This window comes from Micromonospora trifolii, from assembly GCF_050516465.1.
In the GTDB taxonomy this organism is placed as follows: Bacteria; Actinomycetota; Actinomycetes; order Mycobacteriales; family Micromonosporaceae; genus Micromonospora; species Micromonospora trifolii.
This window is the reverse complement of sequence record NZ_CP191526.1, coordinates 4,176,010-4,194,025: the sequence shown is the minus strand read 5'-3', so window position 1 is coordinate 4,194,025 and position 18,016 is coordinate 4,176,010. Positions and strand designations below refer to the sequence as shown.

Sequence of the window (18,016 nt, the reverse complement as noted above, 5' to 3'; positions counted from 1 at the left end):
CCCGCTCAGCGGTCAGGGCAGGTGGAGCAGCGCGGGGGCGTGGTGACGGGTGGCGAAGTCGTGCAGGCGGGCGCGGGTCGCCACGGCGGCGGGTGGGTCGGTCTCGGCCAGCGGGCCGATGGCCAGCGCCAGCGTGATGACCTCGTCGGTCACGTCGGTCATCCGGGCGTAGCTCGCCGCCGCCGAGCGCAGCAGGTTCGCCGCGGTCGAGGCGTCCCCGGCGTGCCGGGCCAGCGTGGCGTCGGCGACCTGACCGGCGGCGTCAGCCCACGGCGTCATCCGGGGCGCCCGGTCGAGCAGCTGCCGGACCAACCGTGCCGCGTCCGCGCCGAGCACCCCGGCGACGTGCCCGACGGCCGGTACCCACTCCGCGAACGGAATCATCCGGGTCCGTTGCCAGTCCTCGTCCAGTTCGGTGAGCAACGCCATCGCCTCGTCGCGGCGGCCCTGCACCGCCCGGCAGAGAGCGGCGTGCGCCAGGGTGGAACGCAGCACCCGGTGGAAGCCGCTGCGCCGCGCCGCCACCAGCGCCTGCTCGACCAGATCCCCACCCGGTCCGTCCGGCCCCGCGGTGTCGTCGGGCCCGACCAGCTCGGCTCCGGCCAGCCCGCGCATCCAACCCGAGACCGCCACGATGTGCAGATCCCACTCCGCGGTCGGCCGTCGGGTCGACTCCGCCGCCATCGCCAGCGCCGCCGTCCAGTCACCCGCGTAGTACGACCGCGCCCACTCGTCGGCGAAGCTGGTGGCCAGGCTGTGCTCGCCGCCCAGGTCGAGGGTGAGCTGCTCGTCGACCAACCGGGCCGAGCCGGCCAGGTCGCCCTCCTCCTGCAACGCCCAGGCCAGGTTCTGCACCGCCCGGCGTCGACTGGTCAGCCGCTCCACCCGGCAGTGCTCGGTCACCTCCGCCAGCTCCGGGAACGCCGAGGCGGAGCCGGCCAGGTAGCGCGCCACGGCCAGGGTGATCCGCGCGTTGGCCTGGACCTCGCGCAGCTGGAGCCGCTCGGCGAGGGACGCTGCCGCCCGCGCCGCGGTGCACGCCGGCTCGGTCTCCGCGTTGAGCATGTGCACTCGGGCCAGCTCCAGCAGGGCGCCCGCCTTCTCCTGACTGTCCGGTAGGTCGCCGTAGATGCCGATCGCCTGGTCCAGGCAGTGCAGGGTCGCCGACCGGTCGGCCCGACTCCAGGCGGCGGTGGCGAGCAGCGTCCAGGCGCGCGCCGCCCCCGTCCGGTCGCCGCTCGTGGTGAGCCGCTCGGCCAGCCTAGTGAGGATGTCCGTGCCCCCCGCCACCAGGAAGGCGTCCCCGTCCCGATAGAACGCCAGCTCGGCGTCGAACAGCTCCAGCGCCGGGTCCGGCCCGACGTCCAGGGCCAGCGCCCGGCCGACCAGCGCGGCGGCGGTGTCCAGCGCGTGCAGCTCGTACGCCCGGCGGGCCGCCCGGTGCAGCGCGGCCCGCGCCGACGGGGCGTAGGGGGCGGTGTCCAGCCCGACCGTCCGGGCGATCTCGTGCGCCGCCCAACGATGGTTGGCCAGCACCTCGGCCAGGTCGTACTGCCGGCCGTCGGTGAGCTGCGCCATCCAGTCGGCGGTGCGATGGTGGCGCAGCACCCGCTCGGCCCTGGGCAGCCGCTGGTAGCAGACGTCACGCACCAGGATGTGCCGGAACCGGTACTCGGACTGGCCGGGCATCGTCGACGTGCTCTGCTCGTACACCAGGTCGCGACGTTGCAGGCGGTCCAGCGCGCGCTCGACCCACTCCACCGGCCGTCCCAACGCCATTGCCACCGGCGCGGCCCAGAACACCACGCCGACCACGGCGGCGGCCTGGAGCACCGCCCGGTCGGCCGGGTCCAGCAGGTCGAGCCGGTTGGCGATGACCGCCTGCACGGTGCGGGGCATCTCCGCGCCGCCGTCGAGGTCGAGGCGGGGGGTCGGACCGACCGCGTCGAGCAGGCCGCCGTCCAGCAGCATCCGGGCGTACTCCTGGGCGTAGAGCGGGTTGCCGTCGGCGAACTCGATCAGCGGCGTACGCGAGCTGGAGGGCAGCGTCGCCTGCCCGAGGAGCAGCGAGTAGAGCGTGTCGATGTCGGTGTCGTGCATCGGCGGCACCGAGATGGACATCGCGCCGCTGATCGTGCCGGTCCAGGCCGGGTTCCGTTCCCGCAGCTCCGGCCGGGCGGTCGCGACGACCAGCAGCGGTACGCCGCGCGCGGACGCGCCCAACTGCTCGACGAAGGCGAGCATCGCCTGGTCCGCCCAGTGCATGTCCTCGAAGACCAGCACGGTCGGGCCGGTGGTCGCCAGGGCGATCAGGAACCGCCGCCAGGCGGCCTCGGTCTCACCGGGGGTGAGCCGTTCACCGGGTACGCCGATCAGCGGCCCGAGCGCCTCGGCCAGCCGGGTCGCGTGCGGGTCGGCGAGCTGCCCCAGCCGGGACCGCAGCCGCTCGCGCAGCGCGGCAGGGTCGTCGACCTCCGGCACGCCCACCCAGGTCTTCACGATGTCCGACAGCGCGGCCCAGGTGACGTTCTCGCCGAACGGCGGGCACTGCCCGACGAGCCAGGTGATCGGCGGGCCGGGCATGCTGCCGGCGTGCCGGGCCAGCTCGCGCAGCAGCCGGCTCTTGCCCACACCGGCCGGGCCGAACACCGTCACCAACTGGGAGGTCCGCTCGGTCACCATCCGGTGCAGCGCGTTGACCAGTAGGCCGCGCTCGTGGTCCCGGTCCACCATCGGGGTCAGCTCGGCGCCGCGCGGGTCCCGGTGTGGTCGCACCTGGACGGCCAGCCAGATCCGGCTCACCGCGGACCGCCCGCGCAGGGTGACCGGTGGTTGGTCGGCGTACTCCATCTCGTGTCGGGTGGCCGACCAGGTGCTCTCGTCGACGACGACACCGCCCGGTGGGGCGAACCCCTGCAGGCGGGAGGCCGTGTTGACCACGTCTCCGGTCACGAAGGCCTGCCCACCGTCGCGGGTGGCGGAGAGGTCGACCAGGGCCTCGCCGGTCGCGATGCCGACCCGGAAACCGAGCGGCGGCTGCGGACCGGCGGGCTGGCGGGCCAGGTTCCGTTGCAGCTCCAGGCCGGCGCGGACGCACCGCAACGCGTCGTTGTCGGTGGCCACCGGTGCGCCGAACAGCGCCATCGCCGCGTCGCCGATGTACTTCTCGACCACCCCGCCGTACTGGTGCACGATCCGGCGCACAGTGGCGAAGTAGGTCTGTTGCAGACTGCGGGCCTGCTCCGGGTCGGCCCGCTCCGCGTAGCTGGTGAAGTCCACGATGTCGACGAAGAGCACGCTGACCTGACGCCGGTCCTCCTGCACAGCGACGACGTGGTCCCGCAGCGGTTGACCGCAGCTGGTGCAGAAGTTCACCTCGGTGCTGTTGGCGTGCCCGCAGTGCGCACAGTTGACCCCGAGCGGCTGGCCACACCCGCCGCAGAAGCGGTCGTCCGGCCCGGCCGCGCGTGCGCAGTGTCCACACTTGAGGTCGATGTTCAGCTCCGTGGGCGAAAGAGGTCAGTATCGCGGCCGGTCGGCCCAGTCGGGTACCCGACGTGCGGACGGGCAACGGCGTCGATCGGTCGGGGTTAGTGTTCCGTACCAGGAAGTTTCATGTCAGGGAGAGTGCCGTGCAGGTACGACTGTCCGCCTCGTGGACCGATCCGGGTGGCACGCAGTGGGCGCCGGGCGACACGATCGACGTCGATGCGGTCACTCTCGCCGAACTGGAGGAGCAGGGCATGGTGGAAGAGCCTGAGGGTCAGTCGGGCGGGTCGGGGGAGACCACGACCACCTCGTCGAGCACGTCCACGGCTGGTAAGCCGACCGATCCGAAGAAGATCGGTCCGGGGCCGGGTGCGCCGCCGGCCGACGGCAAGGAGAACTGATCGTCCGGGTGCGGTCGGCGGGCCAACGGTCCGCCGGCCGCACCTGTCGTGCGGCCTCACCCGTTGACCGCCGCGAACCTGCCCGGTGTCGGCAGCCGTAGCCCCAGGGCCCGGGTGAGCAGGGGAGCGATCAGCCCCAGGGTGGCCAGCACACCCAACCCCGAGATGACCAGCACCCATCGTGGCCCGACCACCGCCAACAGCGGTGCGCCGACGGCGTAGGCCAGTGCCTCCGCCGCGTACGGGAACATGTAGACGGTGCCGAACACCACGCCGAGGCGTTCGGCCGGCACGTTCTGCTGGATGAGGGTGTCGGCGGCTACGTTGTGCCAGCCCGCGCCGACACCGGCCACCGCCTGACCGGCTATGGCGAGCGCGATCACCGGGCTGAGACCGGTGACCAGCGTTCCGGCGCCGAGCGCGAGCAGCGCTCCGTAGAGGACCAGGTCCATCCGGATGCGTACGCCGGTTCGCGCCAGGCACATGGGACCGAGCACCATGCCGACGCCGTAGGCGGTGCCCAGCAAACCGATGGTGACCTCGGTGGCGCCCAGTTCGGCGCGTCCGAGGGGGACGATGGCGAGGTTGTCCAGCGCGGCGAACATCACCATCACCAGGAACCCGACCGAGACCGCACGGACGACGCTGTGCCCTCGGACCACCCGCAGCCCTTCGCGCAGCACCGTGTGCAGTGGTTCGGACCGGCGGGTTGCGCCGGTCGTCGAGAGCGTCCGGACCCCGCCGATCAGCAACGCGGAGAGGACGAAGGTCGCCGCGTCCACGAGCAGCGTGGCGGTCAGCCCGAGGGTCGCCAGCAGGAGGCCGCCGACGGCTGGCCCGGCAGCGAGCCCGATGTTGACACCGGTCGCGAGTTGCGCGTTCGCCGCCGGCAGTTGCTCGCGTTCGACCAGGCGGGGGAGGAGGCTGCGTCCGGCGGGAGTGAACGCGGTGGCGGCCGTGGTAGCCGCGGTGATCAGCGCCAGCAGGACGGGCAGGGGCGGCGCGAGCAGCGCGACGGTGAGGTACGTCAACGCCTGGGCGGTGTCGCAACCGATCATCAGCCGGCGCTGGTCGAACCGGTCGGCCAGAGCGCCGAGCAACGGTCCGAGCAGCCGGGGCACCGTCGACGCCAGCAGCAGCAGGGCGACCGCGCCGCCACCGTGCCGGTCGTAGACGGCGATCAGCAGCGCCGTCCGGGCCAGCTGGTCACCGGTGTACGACACCAGGCGCGCCGACCAGTACCGACGAAATGCGACATTGCCGCGGAGTAATGACATGACCGGTGGCTCCTCACTGCTGCGGGTATGTCGGCACGGGCCCTGGAACAGGGGCGGGCGCGGCAACCTTGTCAGCGCGGTGTGGAGGCCAACAACCGCTCTTCAGCCAGTGATTCATGTCGATTTGTCCTATTTTGTCATACCGGTCTACGCCATAGCGTCCTTGGCAAGACAGGCACGACACCCACCACTCATCGACCAGGGGGACGACATGGCGACCACGACGACGACCACCACGACCGCGAGCGGCTGGGCCGGACCGGGCATCTGGGCCGGACCGGGTTTCTGGGCCGGACCGGGCTTCTGGGCGGGCCCCGGCTACCAGTCGGCCGCGGCCCGTTGGCCGGGCGCGACCCGCTGGCTCGGCCCGACCCGCTGAGCCCGACCCGCTGAACCGCGAGAACGGTGACGCCGGCTGCCACTGGCAGCCGGCGCAGCCGTGCGTACGGATGGGGGAGCGGGCGGCGGCGGGTGGCGCGTGTCCAGCTCGGATGCTCGACCGGCGACGAACCGGGCGGGCCGGTCGGTCAGCGGTCGGCCATGCCGGCGCGGCGACGCAGCGCGGCCACGTCGGTCACCACGATCCGGCGGCCCTCGGTACGCAGCCAACCACGGCTGGCGAACGAGCCGATCGCCTGGTTGACGCTCTGCCGGGAACCACCGGCCATCTCGGCCAGTTGGCTCTGGTTGAGCTCGATCGTGATCATCGGTGCCTGGCTCTCGCCGGCCAACCGGACCAGCGTCTTCGCCACCCGACCGGGCAGGTCGAGGAAGACGTGGTCGGCGTTCTGCTCGGTGAGCCGGCGGATCAGCCCGCCCAGTGAGCGCATCACCGCATCCAGGATGCGTGGGTTGGAGTGCACCAACTCCATGAACGCGCCCCGCGAGAGCGCCAGCGCCGCGCAGTCCTCGATGGCCTCGGCCGAGGCGGACCGGGTGGACGCGTCGAGCAGGGAGACCTCACCGAGCACGTCCGGTGGACGGATAACCGACAGCACGGCCCGCTCGCCGGTGGGTGCGGTGCGAAAGACCGCCACCGCGCCGCGGCGCAGCACGATCAGCGACTCGCCGGGGTCGTTCTCCACGAAGAGCAGTTGGCCCTTGCGGTAGGTGCGCGGAACGGCGGCGGCGATGACGCGCTGCCGCACCTCGGGCTCCAGTCCGGCGAACATCTCAACACCCGTGAGCGCGTCACCCGGCTCTGGCAGGCGAACCTCCACGGCCCAACCCCTCCCCCGGTCATGGACCACAACTCGCTCACCGGGCGAACCTGATGGGCCCCGACAAGGTGAACTGACACCGATTCGGCGTCCGGTAGCGGTACACATCAGATCATGACGGTCCGGTCGCTTGCTGTACACCCCTCGAAGCACTTCCGTGACCGTCACGAGCTGCGACGCGCCGTTCACGAGGTGTCGCCGCGGCTCGGTCGACCTCCGGACGGGCCCCGCCGGGCGCGGCCGTGCGGCGGTGGGCGAGGATGCCCGGAATGGTCTACCGCTATTTCTACGACTGCGAGTTCATCGAGGACGGCACGACCGTCGACCTCGTCTCGATCGGTGTCGTCGACGAGTACGGCCGCGAGTTCTACGCGGTCTCCACCGAGTTCGACGACACCCGCGCCGTGCCCTGGGTCCGACGCAACGTGCTGGACAAGCTGCCCTCCCCGGCGGACCGGGCCTGGCGCTCGCGTGAGCGCATCCGCGACGACCTGTACGACTTCCTGGTCGAGCCGATCCGGGATCGGCCGGGGGAGCAACTGGAGCTGTGGGCCTGGTTCGCCGCGTACGACCACGTGGTGCTCGCCCAGCTCTGGGGTGCGATGCCGGCGCTGCCCCGGGAGATTCCCCGCTACACCAAGGAGCTGCGGCAGCTCTGGGACGACCGGGGCCGGCCGCCCCTGCCGGACGCGGACGCGGCCCGGCACGACGCGCTGGTCGATGCCCGACACAATCTGGCCCGCTGGCGGGCGATGACCGCCCGTTGAATGGTGGCCGCGCCGCCGTAGGTTTGACCGGTTCTGTCCCGGGCAACGGTTCGACCAGCCGAGCCGAGGGAGATTGCCATGAGCGACCAGCCGAGCAACGCCGCGGAGGCACGCGCCCGGGTCACCGGCCTGGCCCGGGCCGCGCGGATCTGCATGCTCACCACCACTGCTCTGGACGGGCGGCAGGTGAGTCGACCGATGGGGCTTCAGGAGGCCGAGTTCGACGGCGAGTTGTGGTTCTTCGCCTACGCCGACTCGGCCAAGGTCCGCCAGATCCGGGTGAACCCGGAGGTCAACGTCGCCTTCTCCGACCAGAAGCACAACGCGTGGGTGTCGATCTCCGGCACCGCCACCGAGGGGTTCGACCGGGCCCGGGCCGAGCGGCTGTGGAACCCGCTGCTCAAGGCGTGGTTCCCCGGCGGGCTGGACACCTCCGGTCTCACGCTGATCAAGGTGCACGCCAGCTCCGCCGAGTACTGGGACTCGCCGAACAGCACTGTGGTGAACCTGCTCGGCTACGCGAAGGCCGCGGTCACCGGCCGGCCGCCGAAGGCCGGCGAGAACCACGAGGTGACCTATTGACCGGGGGCTGGTGCCCGGGGCGCGCTGTCGTCGTACTGGCGGGCCGACTACAGTTCGCAGTGACGGCCCGCCCCGGGCCGGCAACGGCGCCGATGGTCTGACCTGACACATATCCTGGGGCATATCGGGCTTTACCTGATGCTCCAGGAGGATGAGCGGATCATGCGTATCGGCGTGCTCACCGGCGGGGGCGACTGCCCCGGTCTCAACGCGGTCATCCGGGCGGTGGTCCGCAAGGGCGTCGCCACTTACGGTCACGAGTTCGTGGGCTTCCGGGACGGCTGGAAGGGCCCGCTGGAGGGTCTGTCCCGCCCCCTGGGTATCGCCGACGTTCGCGGCATCCTGCCCCGCGGCGGCACCATCCTCGGCTCGTCCCGGACCAACCCGTTCAAAATCGAGAACGGCGTCGAGCGGATCAAGGACAACCTCGCCGCCCAGGGCGTGGACGCGCTGATCGCGATCGGCGGCGAGGACACCCTCGGCGTGGCCACCAAGCTCTACGAGCTGGGCGTGCACGTCATCGGCGTGCCGAAGACGATCGACAACGACCTCGGCGCCACCGACTACACCTTCGGCTTCGACACCGCGGTCAACATCGCGATGGAGGCCATCGACCGGCTGCACACCACCGCGGAGAGCCACCACCGCACCCTGGTCGTCGAGGTGATGGGCCGGCACGCCGGCTGGATCGCCCTGCACGCCGGCCTGGCCGGCGGCGCCAACGTGATCCTGCTGCCCGAGCGCCAGTTCGACGTCGACCAGGTGGCCGGCTACGTCGAGAAGCGCTTCCAGCACCAGTACGCCCCGATCGTCGTGGTCGCCGAGGGCGCCCAGCCGCTCGACGGCCAGATGGTCCTCGCCAACCAGGAGCTCGACTCGTTCGGCCACGTCCGCCTCGGCGGCATCGGCCAGTGGCTCGCCGAGCAGCTGGAGGCCAAGACCGGCAAGGAGGCCCGCACCGTGGTGCTGGGCCACATCCAGCGCGGTGGCACCCCGACCGCCTTCGACCGGGTGCTCGCCACCCGCCTCGGCCTGCAGGCCATCGACGCCGTCAACGACGGCGACTGGGGCAAGATGGTCGCGATGCAGAGCACCGACATCGTCCGGGTGCCCCTCGCCGAGGCCACCCGCGAGCTGAAGACCGTGCCGCTGGAGCGGTACGCCGAGGCCGAGGTCTTCTTCGGCAGCTGATCGATCGTCGGCGGCGCGGCGGGCCTGCGGGTCCGCCGCGCCGCGACCCAATGCGAGGGGGTACGGGCCGACATGTCAGCCGGAGTGCACACGGTCGCGGTGATCGGCGCGGGCAAGATCGGTGAGCTGATGCTCTCCGGGCTGCTGCGCTCGGGATGGCCGGTGGACCGGCTGCTGGCCACCGCCCGCCGGCCCGCTCGCGCCGAGGAGCTGACCGCCCGTTACGGCGTACGGGTGGTCGACAACCTGACCGCGGTGGACGAGGCGGCGGTGCTCGCGGTCTCGGTGAAGCCGCAGGACGCCGCCGCGCTCCTCGACGAGATCGGCCCCAAGGTGCCGGCCGACAAGCTCGTCATCTCGCTCTGCGCCGGTCTGCCCACCAGCTTCTTCAGCCGCCGGTTGCCCGACGGCACCCCGGTGGTGCGGGTGATGACCAACACCCCGGCGCTGGTCGACGAGGCGATGACCGCGATCTCCGCCGGCGCGCACGCCACCGGGGCGCACCTGACGTTGGCCGAGGAGATGTTCAAGCCGCTCGGCCAGACGATCCGGGTGCCCGAGTCGCAGCAGGACGCGGTCACCGCGCTCTCCGGCTCCGGCCCGGCCTACTTCTACCTGCTGGTCGAGGCCATGATCGACGCGGGGATCCTGCTCGGGCTGCCCCGCCAGGTGGCGCACGAGCTGATCGTGCAGACCGCGATCGGGTCGGCGGTGATGCTGCGCGACTCCGGCGAGCACCCGGTCAAGCTGCGCGAGGCGGTCACCTCACCGGCCGGCACCACCATCTCCGCGATTCGTGAGCTGGAGAAGCACGGCGTACGCGCTGCGCTGCTCGCCGCGCTGGAGGCCGCCCGGGACCGCGCCCGCGAGCTGGCGGCACAGGCCGACTGAGCGATCGGGTCGCGTCGCGGGGCCGTGCGTGCCGCATACTGGCCCGGTGTTCACACTTGCCCAGGCCCGGCACCTGGTGGCCACCCTGCAACCGCGCGTCGACGAGTTGATCCGGGTCCGGGCCGACCTGGCCGAGTTGCGCGCCGACCTGGCCGACCACGGCGTGAGCGCGCTCGGCGGGCTGGCCGAGGTCAAGGCGCTGGAGGCTCGGCTGCACGCCGTCGTCGACGAGCTGCACCAGCACGACATCCAGGTCAAGGGCATCGCCCCGGTGCTGCTCGACTTCCCCGGCGAGCGGGCCGGCCGTGCCGTGCTGTGGTGCTGGCTGGAGGGCGACTCCGACGTGCGCTGGTACCACCGCGCCGAGTGCGGCTTCGCCGGCCGCCGCCCTCTCTGACTCAGCCCGCCGCGGACGTCGGCAGGACCGGGTCGGTGGCCTCGGTCACCGCGAACACCACCACGTTGTCGACGTAGTGGCCCCGCCGCCGGTCGAAGTCGCCCCCGCAGGTGACCAGGCGCAGCTCCGCCCCGGGTGTCGGGCCGTAGACCACGGCCGTCGGAAACTGGTCCTTGCGGGTACGCAGTGACCCTGTCACCCGGAACGACAACCGCTGCCCGCCGCGCCACACCTGCACGAGGTCGCCGGGCCGTAGCTCGCCGAGCCGGGCGAAGACCGCCGGGCCGCGTCGTGAGTCCAGATGCCCGGCGAGTACGGCCGGGCCGGTGTCGCCCGGGGCCGGGCCGCCGCCATACCAGCCAGCGATGTGGAAGTCGGTCGGCGGAATCAGCGCGCCGGCGCGGTCCAGACCCAGCACGGTGAGCGGTGAGTCGACGTCGATGCGCGGTACGCGTACCCGCGTGGGCGGACCGTGTGGCGTGGGCGCGGCGGCCACCGACGGGCAGTCGCCGCCGCAGCCGGGGTGCCAGCTCGCCACCGGCGGTGGCGGGCCGGTGGTGGCCAGCCCGACCCCGGTGCCAACGGCCAGGCAGACCGCCGCGCTGGCCGCGACCAGCGCGGCCAGCGGTATCCGGCGGTCACGGTGCCGCCGGATCGACGGGTCCGGCCCGGCGCTCACCAGGTGGTGCGCCGCCGCCGACGCCAGAGCAGCAGGGCCACCGCGCCGGCCGCCGCGGCCAGACCACCGGCCACCAGGGGGTACGCGTCGAGCTCGGCCCCGGCGGTGCCACCGGCGCCGGTGTCCACCCCGCCGGCCGGGACGACGGTGCCGCCCTCGGCGTCGCGGCGCAGCTCGGCGGTGAGCCCGCCCTGTTTCGCGTCGAGCACCAGCAGCGAGTAGACCGCGCCGCCGGTGAGCCGCACCTCGGCCTCGGTGCTCGGCCCGCCGGCACCCGTCAACTTCAGCCGCCAACTGCCCGGCTCGACCTGCTGGTATTCGGTCGTGGTGGCGAACTGCACCCCGTCGGCGATCATCGGGCCGTCGGCGGCGGCCACGTCGAGCACCGGGGTCCGCACCGACGCCTGCACGACCCGCACCTTGGCGCGCCCGTCGGTGGGGGCGCTGAGATCGTCGTTGAGCACTCGCAGGCCGAGGTCGGCGTGCCGGCCGACACCGGCCACCGTGAATGCGTCGCCGCTGGTCACCGCGACCTCGGTGGTCAGCACCGGGGGGTCGGTGGCGGGGGCGCCGGCCTCGCGCATGGCCACCGCGTACCGGCCCGGCGCGAGTTCGAGGTAGTCGGAGACCACGCCGTAACCGACCCCGGGAAAGACCTGCGGCTTCGCCGCGCCCGGCGCGGCCAGGTAGACGTCCACCGCCGGGGTGTCCGGGGAGAGGTGCGCGAGCCGGACGTATCCGACGGTGTCGGCGCCGGTCGCGGCGTTGGCCGGAATCGGAATGGCGGCGGTGGCGAGGGCGGTGCCGAGCAGGAGCGCGCCGGAGCCGGCCAGGAGCCGGCGGGGCGCGGTACGGAGCGTGTGCATGTCGCCTCCGGGGGCACGTTCGGTGAGCGGGCGGCAACCCAGAGAACAGGGTCCCGTGAACAGGACTGTGACGCAAGTTGCCACGGCGATGTTTTTGTCGACTGTCGCTACCGATCGAAGGTATGGAGACGAGCGGGCTGCCGCTCCGGTTGACCCGCGACTTCCTCGAACTGACCCTGCCTGGCGGTGGGACGGTTCAGGTGGACTGGCCCGACCTGACCCGAGCCGAGGTGCGGGGCCGGATGAGCCCGACCCTGGTCGTCGACATCGCCGATCGGGATCGGACCCGGCCGGTGCTCAACCGCTGGGAACGGGGCCGGGTGGGCCGGTGGAACGGGGCCCGCGGGCGGAGCCAGCAGGAGATCCACCTGTCGCTGGTCGCCACCACGCCGAACGTCCACCGACTGCGCGCCGAACTGGCGCACCGGGTGGCCCGCGTCGCCGACGAGCCGTTGCCCGATCCCACGACCTGACCCGGCCGATGTCCCGCGTCTGCCGCCACGGGGCCGTCGCGGGCCGCCGTGGTCGCCTATTCTCGGACGATGCGGGATCGCCGGGTGGCGCTGGCGTGGGCGGCCTTCGTCGTCGTCGCGCTGGTGTCCTGTGTGCTCGTTCTGCGCCGTCCAGACCGCCTCTCCGACCTGCACATCTACTACGGCGCGCTGTCCGATCTGCACGCCGGCAAGCCGCTGTACGGATATGTGGCGGAGAACGGCGGGCCATTCACCTATCCGCCGTTCGCCGCTCTCGTGCTGTGGCCGATCACCGCCGTCAGCGAGGGCGTACTCCAGGGGATCTGGCTGGTGGCGACGTGCGCGGCGGTCGTCGCCATCGCTGGGTCGGTCGGTGTCGCGCTGACCACCCGACGTTCCCGGCGCCCGCTCGTCGTGGCGCTGGCGGCCACCGTGCTGATGCTCTCCGCGCCGGTGCAGAGCAATCTACGCTTCGGGCAGGTCAGCATCTTCATCGTGCTGATGGCCCTGCTCGACGGGCTGGGCGTCGTCCCACCCCGACTGCGCGGGACGTTGGTCGGGGTGGCAGCGGCGATCAAGCTCACCCCGCTGCTGTTCGTGGTCTACTTCCTCGCCGTCGGGCGCTACCGCGACGCCGGCCGTTCGGCGGCCACGTTCGTGGCCTGCGCGGGGCTCGCCGCGATCGTGCTTCCCGGGGAGAGCTGGTCCTACTGGACCGAGACCGTGCGACAGACCTCGCGCATCGGCAATCTGGCCTCGTTGGGCAACCAGTCCCTGCACGGAATGTTGCTGCGCGTCGGCGTCGACGAGACGGCGCTGCCCCTGCTCTGGGCCGGCATGGTGGCAGTGGTCTGCGCGGCGGCGCTGCTCCGGGCCCGACAGTTGACGCGGCAGGGCTTCCCCGGGCACGCCGCCGTGCTCGTCGGCTGCGCCACAGTGGCCGCGTCCCCGGTGTCCTGGACCCACCACCAGGTGTGGCCGGTGCTCGCCGCGATGCTCCTGATCGGGGCGTCCGGCCTCACCCAGCGGGCCGCCGGCGCGGCGCTGCTCGCCGCCATGGTCGTCTCGTTGGGCGCGGTGCTCAGCCCGATCTCGACGCGGCCGGGGGTGCAGTTCCTCTTCGAGAACGCCCGCGCCGTCGGGGTGTGCCTCCTGTGCCTCGTCGGCTTCGGCGGTGTCGCTGTCGCCGCCCAGCGCACGAGCAGACGACCGGCCGCCGGCCGTGCCTGGCTGCGGGTGGGCGTCACCGCCACGGTGGCGGTCGCGTTCTTCGCCGTGCAGCCGCTGCCGGCCGGGGCCGATCCCACCTTCAAGGCGTACAGCCTCGACGACGTGGTCAACCCGCGATACTTCTTCGTCTGCCGTGGTCCGGCCGAATGCGCCGCCTTCGCCACCGACGTGCCGGTCACCTTCGGCACCCGCGCGGAGAAGACCAAGGTCCGGGTCAACGGCGTGGTCTCCCCGCAGGTGACCCGCCTGGAGTACTACTCCGCCCCGGGTGGCGCACCCAGGGCCATTCCGCTGCTCGCCGCCTACCCGGGCACGCGTACCTTCTCGTTCCGGTCGGCGACGATGGCGCACGGCCGGCTCGTCGCGTACGCCTCGGACGGGCAGCAGATCGCCAGCTACGACGACGAACTCGCCGCCGCCCTCCGCACGACCACCCGGTAGGAGGTGGGGTGTTGGCCGGGGAGAACGAGGGCTACGTCATCCACGTCCACCGGGACGCCGAGATCACCGGCGGGTACTACGTCTTTCTGGTCGACCAGCTCGAGGATCCGTCAGACGGCGGAGACCACTGGGTGCGGGACCAGGAGGAGTTGGCCACTCTTTTCCGTCTCTCCGAGTGGGCCATCGAATGGAGCGGACGACGTTGTACGGGTTCACGCGCCTAGGTCTCGGGGCGATATGAGCTGGATCGACCTGGTCACGAATCCGAAGGGCCTCCAGGAGATTTTTCCGGAGGGGCCTCCGTCGCTCAGTGGGGTCAGCCTGCACGAGTTGGTCGTCGAGCGCGAGGGACCGACTGTTCGGTTCAGACTGGACCTGCCCGCGTACCCGGCCAACCCGCCAGCCAAATGGCTTCGCGCCGGATTCAACATGGTTCAGGTCGAACTTCTCTTCGGCGGTGTCAGTGAGCTACGACTGGTCGGCATCTCCACCGAAGTGATCGCCGATATGGAGATTCGACCCGCAAACGGGGTGAGCCTCGAGGTTCGCTCCGCGTCGATGGTCGTATCGGCGGTGGCGGCTTCAGTCACGGTGTCCGTGTTGGGGGCGTACCTGGATGGTGGGCGGGAAGCTGACCGTTAGGCGGCTCGCCGCCGCCCTCCGCACGACCACCCGGTGGGCGATCGCGGGCGGGGCGGCGGCGGACCTTGCTCAGCGGGTGGCGGCGGCCAGGGCGGCGCGCAGCTTGGCGGCTTCGCCCGGGGCCGGGTGCTCCCAGTCGGTCGGGCTGGCGGAGTAGATCGTGCCGTACGCCGGGGTGTCCGGCTGGTAGCGCCACCCCTCGGCCAGCGGGCCGACGTCCACCGCGTCGTAGCCGGTCCGGTCCAGGAAGGCGGTCACCTCGGCCTTCGCGGCGGCGTCGTCACCGGCGATCGCGAGGGCGCTGCGGTCGGCGGCGGCGGACGGCCGGGGGAGCGCGGCCAGGCCCTTGAAGTAGATGTTGTTGAAGACCTTGACCACGCGCGAGTCCGGCAGGTGCCGTTGGAGCAGCTCGCTGCTGGTGGTCTCGCCCGAGTCCAGCTCGGGAAAGGTGCCGTCGCGCTGCGGGTAGTAGTTGTTGGTGTCGATGACGACCTTGCCGGCCAGCGGTTCCACGGGCACCGCGCGGTACGCCTTCAGCGGCACACTGACCACCACCAGGTCTCCGACCCGCGCCGCGTCCTGCGTGGTGCCGGCGCTGGCGTGCGCGCCCAGGGTCTCGACCAGGTCGGTGAGGGTCTCCGGGCCCCGCGAGTTGCTCAGCACCACGTCGTAGCCGGCGTCGACGGCCAGCCGGGCCACGGTGCCGCCGATGTTGCCACTGCCGATCAGTCCTACAGTTGTCATGCCCGTTCCCAACCTCGTTCACCCACGACGCATTCCCGACCAGACTGGTGGGTTATTTCGATTGCCCGCTGCCGGGTAGCTGCGCAGGCCGCTCGCGACCCTCGCCGTCGCGGCGGGTGCCTGGTTGCGCCGCGAGCCCGCCCTGCACAACGTACTGCTCACGCTGGTCGCCGACCGGCTCTCCGGGGACGTGCCACTCTCCGGTGACGAGCGATTCGGGCGGGCGGTCGACGGCGGAGCGACTGTCGTCCCGCGGCACCGGCCCGGCAAGATCACGCTCGATCCGGGATGTAGTGGCATCCGAAAGTCGGGAGGCCGCTACATCCATGCTCGAGGGTGATCAAGGCGGTGCCGTGGAGCGCCCCAGGGGCGTCAGGAGGTGGGGAGGGCCTTCTCGACGGCTGCGCGCAGGTCGTCGGAGTCGGGCTCGACCGTGGGGGCGAAGCGGGCGGCGACCGAGCCGTCCGGGGCCACCAGGAACTTCTCGAAGTTCCAGCGCACGTCTCCGGTGTGCCCGTCGGCGTCCGGGGTGCCCACGAGCGCGGCGTAGAGCGGGTGCCGGTCGGGGCCGTTGACGTCGACCTTCTCGGTCAGCGGGAAGGTGACCCCGTAGTTGACCTGGCAGAAGTCGCTGATCTCGGCGGCGCTGCCCGGCTCCTGCCCGGCGAACTGGTTGCACGGCACCCCGAGCACCACCAGGCCCCGGTCGGCGTAGGAGTCGGCGAGCGTCTGGAGGCCGGCGTACTGCGGGGTGAGGCCACAGCGCGAGGCCACGTTGACGACCAGCAACGCCTTGCCGCGGTAGCGGGCCAGGTCGGCGGGGCCGCCGTTGAGGGCGTCGATCGGGATGTCGAAGACGGTCATGGGCCGAGGCTACGCGCCGGCCGGGCGTCCACCCGGGGTGGGCGCAGCGTATGCACTCCGTGCACCAGGAGAAATCGAAACATGCACATCTTGACGAACTGATGACGCCGTGAGTACCGTCTCACCATCTCTTTTGGAAAGTTTCCTAACAGTTCGGGAGACGCCTCATGAAAAGATCGCTCCGCCGGGCCCTCTGGGCCGGTGCCGTGGTCGCCGTGACCGTCGCAGCGGTGCCGGTGACCACCGCGTTCGGCGCCGGCACGGTCACCACCACCTTCACCAAGGCCCAGGACTGGGGGACCGGTCACGAGACGAGGGTGACCGTCACCAACGGTTCCAGCGCCACGGTCACCACCTGGCGCATCGAGTTCGACCTGCCGTCGGGCACCACCATCAGCAGCGCGTGGGACGCCGACGTCACCAGCAGCGGCAACCACTACGTCGCGGTCAAGAAGAGCTGGGCCGGCGGCATCGCCCCCGGCGCCTCGTTCAGCTGGGGCTACAACGGCAGCGGCGCCTACAAGGCGCCGCTGAACTGCACCATCAACGGTGCCGCGTGCGGCGGCGGGACGACCCCGCCGACCACGACTCCGCCGACCACCACCCCACCGACGACGACGCCGCCCACCACCCCTCCGCCCACCACGCCACCGCCGACCACCAACCCGCCGAACCCGGGTGGCAAGAAGATCGTCGGCTACTTCGCCGAGTGGGGCGTCTACGGGCGCAACTACCACGTCAAGAACATCCAGACCAGCGGGTCGGCCGCCAAGCTGACCCACATCCTGTACGCCTTCGGCAACACCACCGGCGGTCGTTGCGCCATCGGTGACAGCTACGCCGACTACGAGAAGGCGTACACCGCGGCGGAGAGCGTGGACGGCGTCGCCGACACGTGGGACCAACCGCTGCGCGGCAGCTTCAACCAGCTGCGCAAGCTCAAGCAGCTGAACCCGCACCTCAAGGTGATCTGGTCGTTCGGTGGCTGGACCTGGTCCGGCGGCTTCACCCAGGCCGCGCAGAACCCGGCCGCGTTCGCCGAGAGCTGCCACAACCTGGTCGAGGACCCGCGCTGGGCGGACGTCTTCGACGGCATCGACGTCGACTGGGAGTACCCCAACGCCTGCGGTCTGAGCTGTGACAGCAGTGGCCCGAACGCGTTCAAGAACGTGATCAGCGCGTTGCGGTCGAAGTTCGGGTCCAGTGCCCTGGTCACCGCCGCCATCACCGCGGACGGCAGCAACGGCGGCAAGATCGACGCCACCGACTACGCCGGTGCCATCGGCAACCTCAACTGGCTGATGCCGATGACCTACGACTACTTCGGCGCCTTCGCCGCCCAGGGTCCGACGGCACCGCACTCACCGCTCACCTCGTACACCGGCATCCCGCAGCAGGGCTTCAACTCCGACGCGGCGATCCAGAAGCTCAAGAGCAAGGGCGTCCCGGCCAACAAGCTGCTACTCGGCATCGGCTTCTACGGTCGGGGCTGGACCGGTGTCACCCAGGCCACTCCGGGTGGCAGCGCCACCGGCGCGGCGCCGGGCACCTACGAGGCCGGCATCGAGGACTACAAGGTCCTCAAGAACACCTGCCCGGCCACCGGCACGATCGCCGGCACCGCGTACGCCAAGTGCGGCAGCAACTGGTGGAGCTACGACACCCCGTCGACCATCAACGGCAAGATGACGTACGCGAACAATCAGGGCCTCGGTGGCGCGTTCTTCTGGGAGCTCTCCGGTGACACGAGCAACGGCGAGCTCATCGGCGCCATCAAGGGCGGTCTCGGCTGAGCCGAGGGCCGACGCACCACCCACACGGCGGGAAGGGGCCCGCACCGTCCCTTCCCGCCCGTGACACAG

Annotated in this window: 20 protein-coding genes; 13 read left to right on the top strand and 7 right to left on the bottom strand. The window is 71.7% G+C overall.

Annotated elements, in window-relative coordinates:
* Window positions 1–12: 12 nt before the first annotated feature.
* Window positions 13–3,495, bottom strand: a complete 3,483-nt coding sequence (locus ACQRWP_RS19360) for an AAA family ATPase (RefSeq protein ID WP_430503226.1) — start codon at window positions 3,493–3,495, stop codon at window positions 13–15.
* A gap of 137 nt (window positions 3,496–3,632) precedes the next feature.
* On the opposite strand from ACQRWP_RS19360, the gene ACQRWP_RS19355 reads away from it, so the two are divergent.
* Window positions 3,633–3,890, top strand: coding sequence for a hypothetical protein (locus ACQRWP_RS19355; RefSeq protein ID WP_196918950.1), 258 nt, complete (start codon window positions 3,633–3,635; stop codon window positions 3,888–3,890).
* Window positions 3,891–3,946: 56 nt separating this feature from the next.
* Here ACQRWP_RS19355 and ACQRWP_RS19350 read toward each other — a convergent pair whose 3' ends face one another.
* On the bottom strand, window positions 3,947–5,167 hold the full coding sequence (locus tag ACQRWP_RS19350) for an MFS transporter (RefSeq protein WP_430496649.1): 1,221 nt from the start codon (window positions 5,165–5,167) through the stop codon (window positions 3,947–3,949).
* 211 nt (window positions 5,168–5,378) lie between these two features.
* Between ACQRWP_RS19350 and ACQRWP_RS19345 the strand changes: the two genes are divergently transcribed.
* Window positions 5,379–5,546: a hypothetical protein gene (locus ACQRWP_RS19345; RefSeq protein ID WP_430496647.1), complete on the top strand. Its 168-nt coding sequence runs from the start codon at window positions 5,379–5,381 to the stop codon at window positions 5,544–5,546.
* Window positions 5,547–5,694: 148 nt separating this feature from the next.
* Here ACQRWP_RS19345 and ACQRWP_RS19340 read toward each other — a convergent pair whose 3' ends face one another.
* Window positions 5,695–6,387, bottom strand: a complete 693-nt coding sequence (locus ACQRWP_RS19340; RefSeq protein ID WP_091407574.1) for a Crp/Fnr family transcriptional regulator — start codon at window positions 6,385–6,387, stop codon at window positions 5,695–5,697.
* Window positions 6,388–6,656: 269 nt separating this feature from the next.
* Between ACQRWP_RS19340 and ACQRWP_RS19335 the strand changes: the two genes are divergently transcribed.
* From ACQRWP_RS19335 to ACQRWP_RS19315, 5 genes are all read left to right on the top strand, one after another.
* The gene (locus ACQRWP_RS19335) at window positions 6,657–7,154 is read left to right on the top strand and encodes a polyadenylate-specific 3'-exoribonuclease AS (protein WP_430496644.1); all 498 of its coding nucleotides are present in this window, start codon (window positions 6,657–6,659) and stop codon (window positions 7,152–7,154) included.
* Window positions 7,155–7,232: 78 nt separating this feature from the next.
* Window positions 7,233–7,736, top strand: coding sequence for a pyridoxamine 5'-phosphate oxidase family protein (locus ACQRWP_RS19330; RefSeq protein ID WP_430496642.1), 504 nt, complete (start codon window positions 7,233–7,235; stop codon window positions 7,734–7,736).
* 162 nt (window positions 7,737–7,898) lie between these two features.
* Complete coding sequence (locus ACQRWP_RS19325; RefSeq protein ID WP_430503225.1) at window positions 7,899–8,927, top strand: 6-phosphofructokinase; 1,029 nt, start codon at window positions 7,899–7,901, stop codon at window positions 8,925–8,927.
* A 72-nt stretch (window positions 8,928–8,999) separates the two neighbouring features.
* Window positions 9,000–9,818: a pyrroline-5-carboxylate reductase gene (gene proC, locus ACQRWP_RS19320; RefSeq protein ID WP_203121894.1), complete on the top strand. Its 819-nt coding sequence runs from the start codon at window positions 9,000–9,002 to the stop codon at window positions 9,816–9,818.
* Window positions 9,819–9,864: 46 nt separating this feature from the next.
* Window positions 9,865–10,215: a DUF2203 domain-containing protein gene (locus ACQRWP_RS19315; RefSeq protein WP_036412622.1), complete on the top strand. Its 351-nt coding sequence runs from the start codon at window positions 9,865–9,867 to the stop codon at window positions 10,213–10,215.
* Window position 10,216: 1 nt separating this feature from the next.
* On the opposite strand, the gene ACQRWP_RS19310 is transcribed toward ACQRWP_RS19315, so the two are convergent.
* A complete protein-coding gene (locus tag ACQRWP_RS19310; protein ID WP_430496640.1) occupies window positions 10,217–10,894 on the bottom strand; it encodes a class F sortase in 678 nt (225 codons plus the stop codon).
* Window positions 10,891–11,760, bottom strand: a complete 870-nt coding sequence (locus ACQRWP_RS19305) for a DUF4397 domain-containing protein (RefSeq protein ID WP_430496638.1) — start codon at window positions 11,758–11,760, stop codon at window positions 10,891–10,893. The genes ACQRWP_RS19310 and ACQRWP_RS19305 overlap by 4 nt, the downstream gene beginning before the upstream one ends.
* Before the next feature lie 122 nt (window positions 11,761–11,882).
* On the opposite strand from ACQRWP_RS19305, the gene ACQRWP_RS19300 reads away from it, so the two are divergent.
* The 4 genes from ACQRWP_RS19300 (at window position 11,883) to ACQRWP_RS19285 (ending at window position 14,546) form a co-directional block, all read left to right on the top strand.
* The gene (locus ACQRWP_RS19300; protein WP_430496636.1) at window positions 11,883–12,233 is read left to right on the top strand and encodes a hypothetical protein; all 351 of its coding nucleotides are present in this window, start codon (window positions 11,883–11,885) and stop codon (window positions 12,231–12,233) included.
* A gap of 69 nt (window positions 12,234–12,302) precedes the next feature.
* On the top strand, window positions 12,303–13,904 hold the full coding sequence (locus tag ACQRWP_RS19295) for a glycosyltransferase 87 family protein (RefSeq protein ID WP_430496634.1): 1,602 nt from the start codon (window positions 12,303–12,305) through the stop codon (window positions 13,902–13,904).
* Between the two features lie 8 nt (window positions 13,905–13,912).
* The gene (locus tag ACQRWP_RS19290; RefSeq protein WP_430496632.1) at window positions 13,913–14,128 is read left to right on the top strand and encodes a hypothetical protein; all 216 of its coding nucleotides are present in this window, start codon (window positions 13,913–13,915) and stop codon (window positions 14,126–14,128) included.
* A gap of 13 nt (window positions 14,129–14,141) precedes the next feature.
* Window positions 14,142–14,546, top strand: coding sequence for an Imm50 family immunity protein (locus ACQRWP_RS19285; RefSeq protein ID WP_430496631.1), 405 nt, complete (start codon window positions 14,142–14,144; stop codon window positions 14,544–14,546).
* Window positions 14,547–14,615: 69 nt separating this feature from the next.
* Here ACQRWP_RS19285 and ACQRWP_RS19280 read toward each other — a convergent pair whose 3' ends face one another.
* On the bottom strand, window positions 14,616–15,290 hold the full coding sequence (locus ACQRWP_RS19280) for an NADPH-dependent F420 reductase (RefSeq protein WP_430496629.1): 675 nt from the start codon (window positions 15,288–15,290) through the stop codon (window positions 14,616–14,618).
* 124 nt (window positions 15,291–15,414) lie between these two features.
* Between ACQRWP_RS19280 and ACQRWP_RS19275 the strand changes: the two genes are divergently transcribed.
* Window positions 15,415–15,630: a hypothetical protein gene (locus tag ACQRWP_RS19275; RefSeq protein ID WP_430496627.1), complete on the top strand. Its 216-nt coding sequence runs from the start codon at window positions 15,415–15,417 to the stop codon at window positions 15,628–15,630.
* A gap of 32 nt (window positions 15,631–15,662) precedes the next feature.
* On the opposite strand, the gene ACQRWP_RS19270 is transcribed toward ACQRWP_RS19275, so the two are convergent.
* Window positions 15,663–16,154, bottom strand: a complete 492-nt coding sequence (locus tag ACQRWP_RS19270; protein WP_430496625.1) for a glutathione peroxidase — start codon at window positions 16,152–16,154, stop codon at window positions 15,663–15,665.
* 167 nt (window positions 16,155–16,321) lie between these two features.
* Between ACQRWP_RS19270 and ACQRWP_RS19265 the strand changes: the two genes are divergently transcribed.
* Complete coding sequence (locus ACQRWP_RS19265; protein ID WP_430496623.1) at window positions 16,322–17,947, top strand: glycosyl hydrolase family 18 protein; 1,626 nt, start codon at window positions 16,322–16,324, stop codon at window positions 17,945–17,947.
* Window positions 17,948–18,016: the final 69 nt, after the last annotated feature.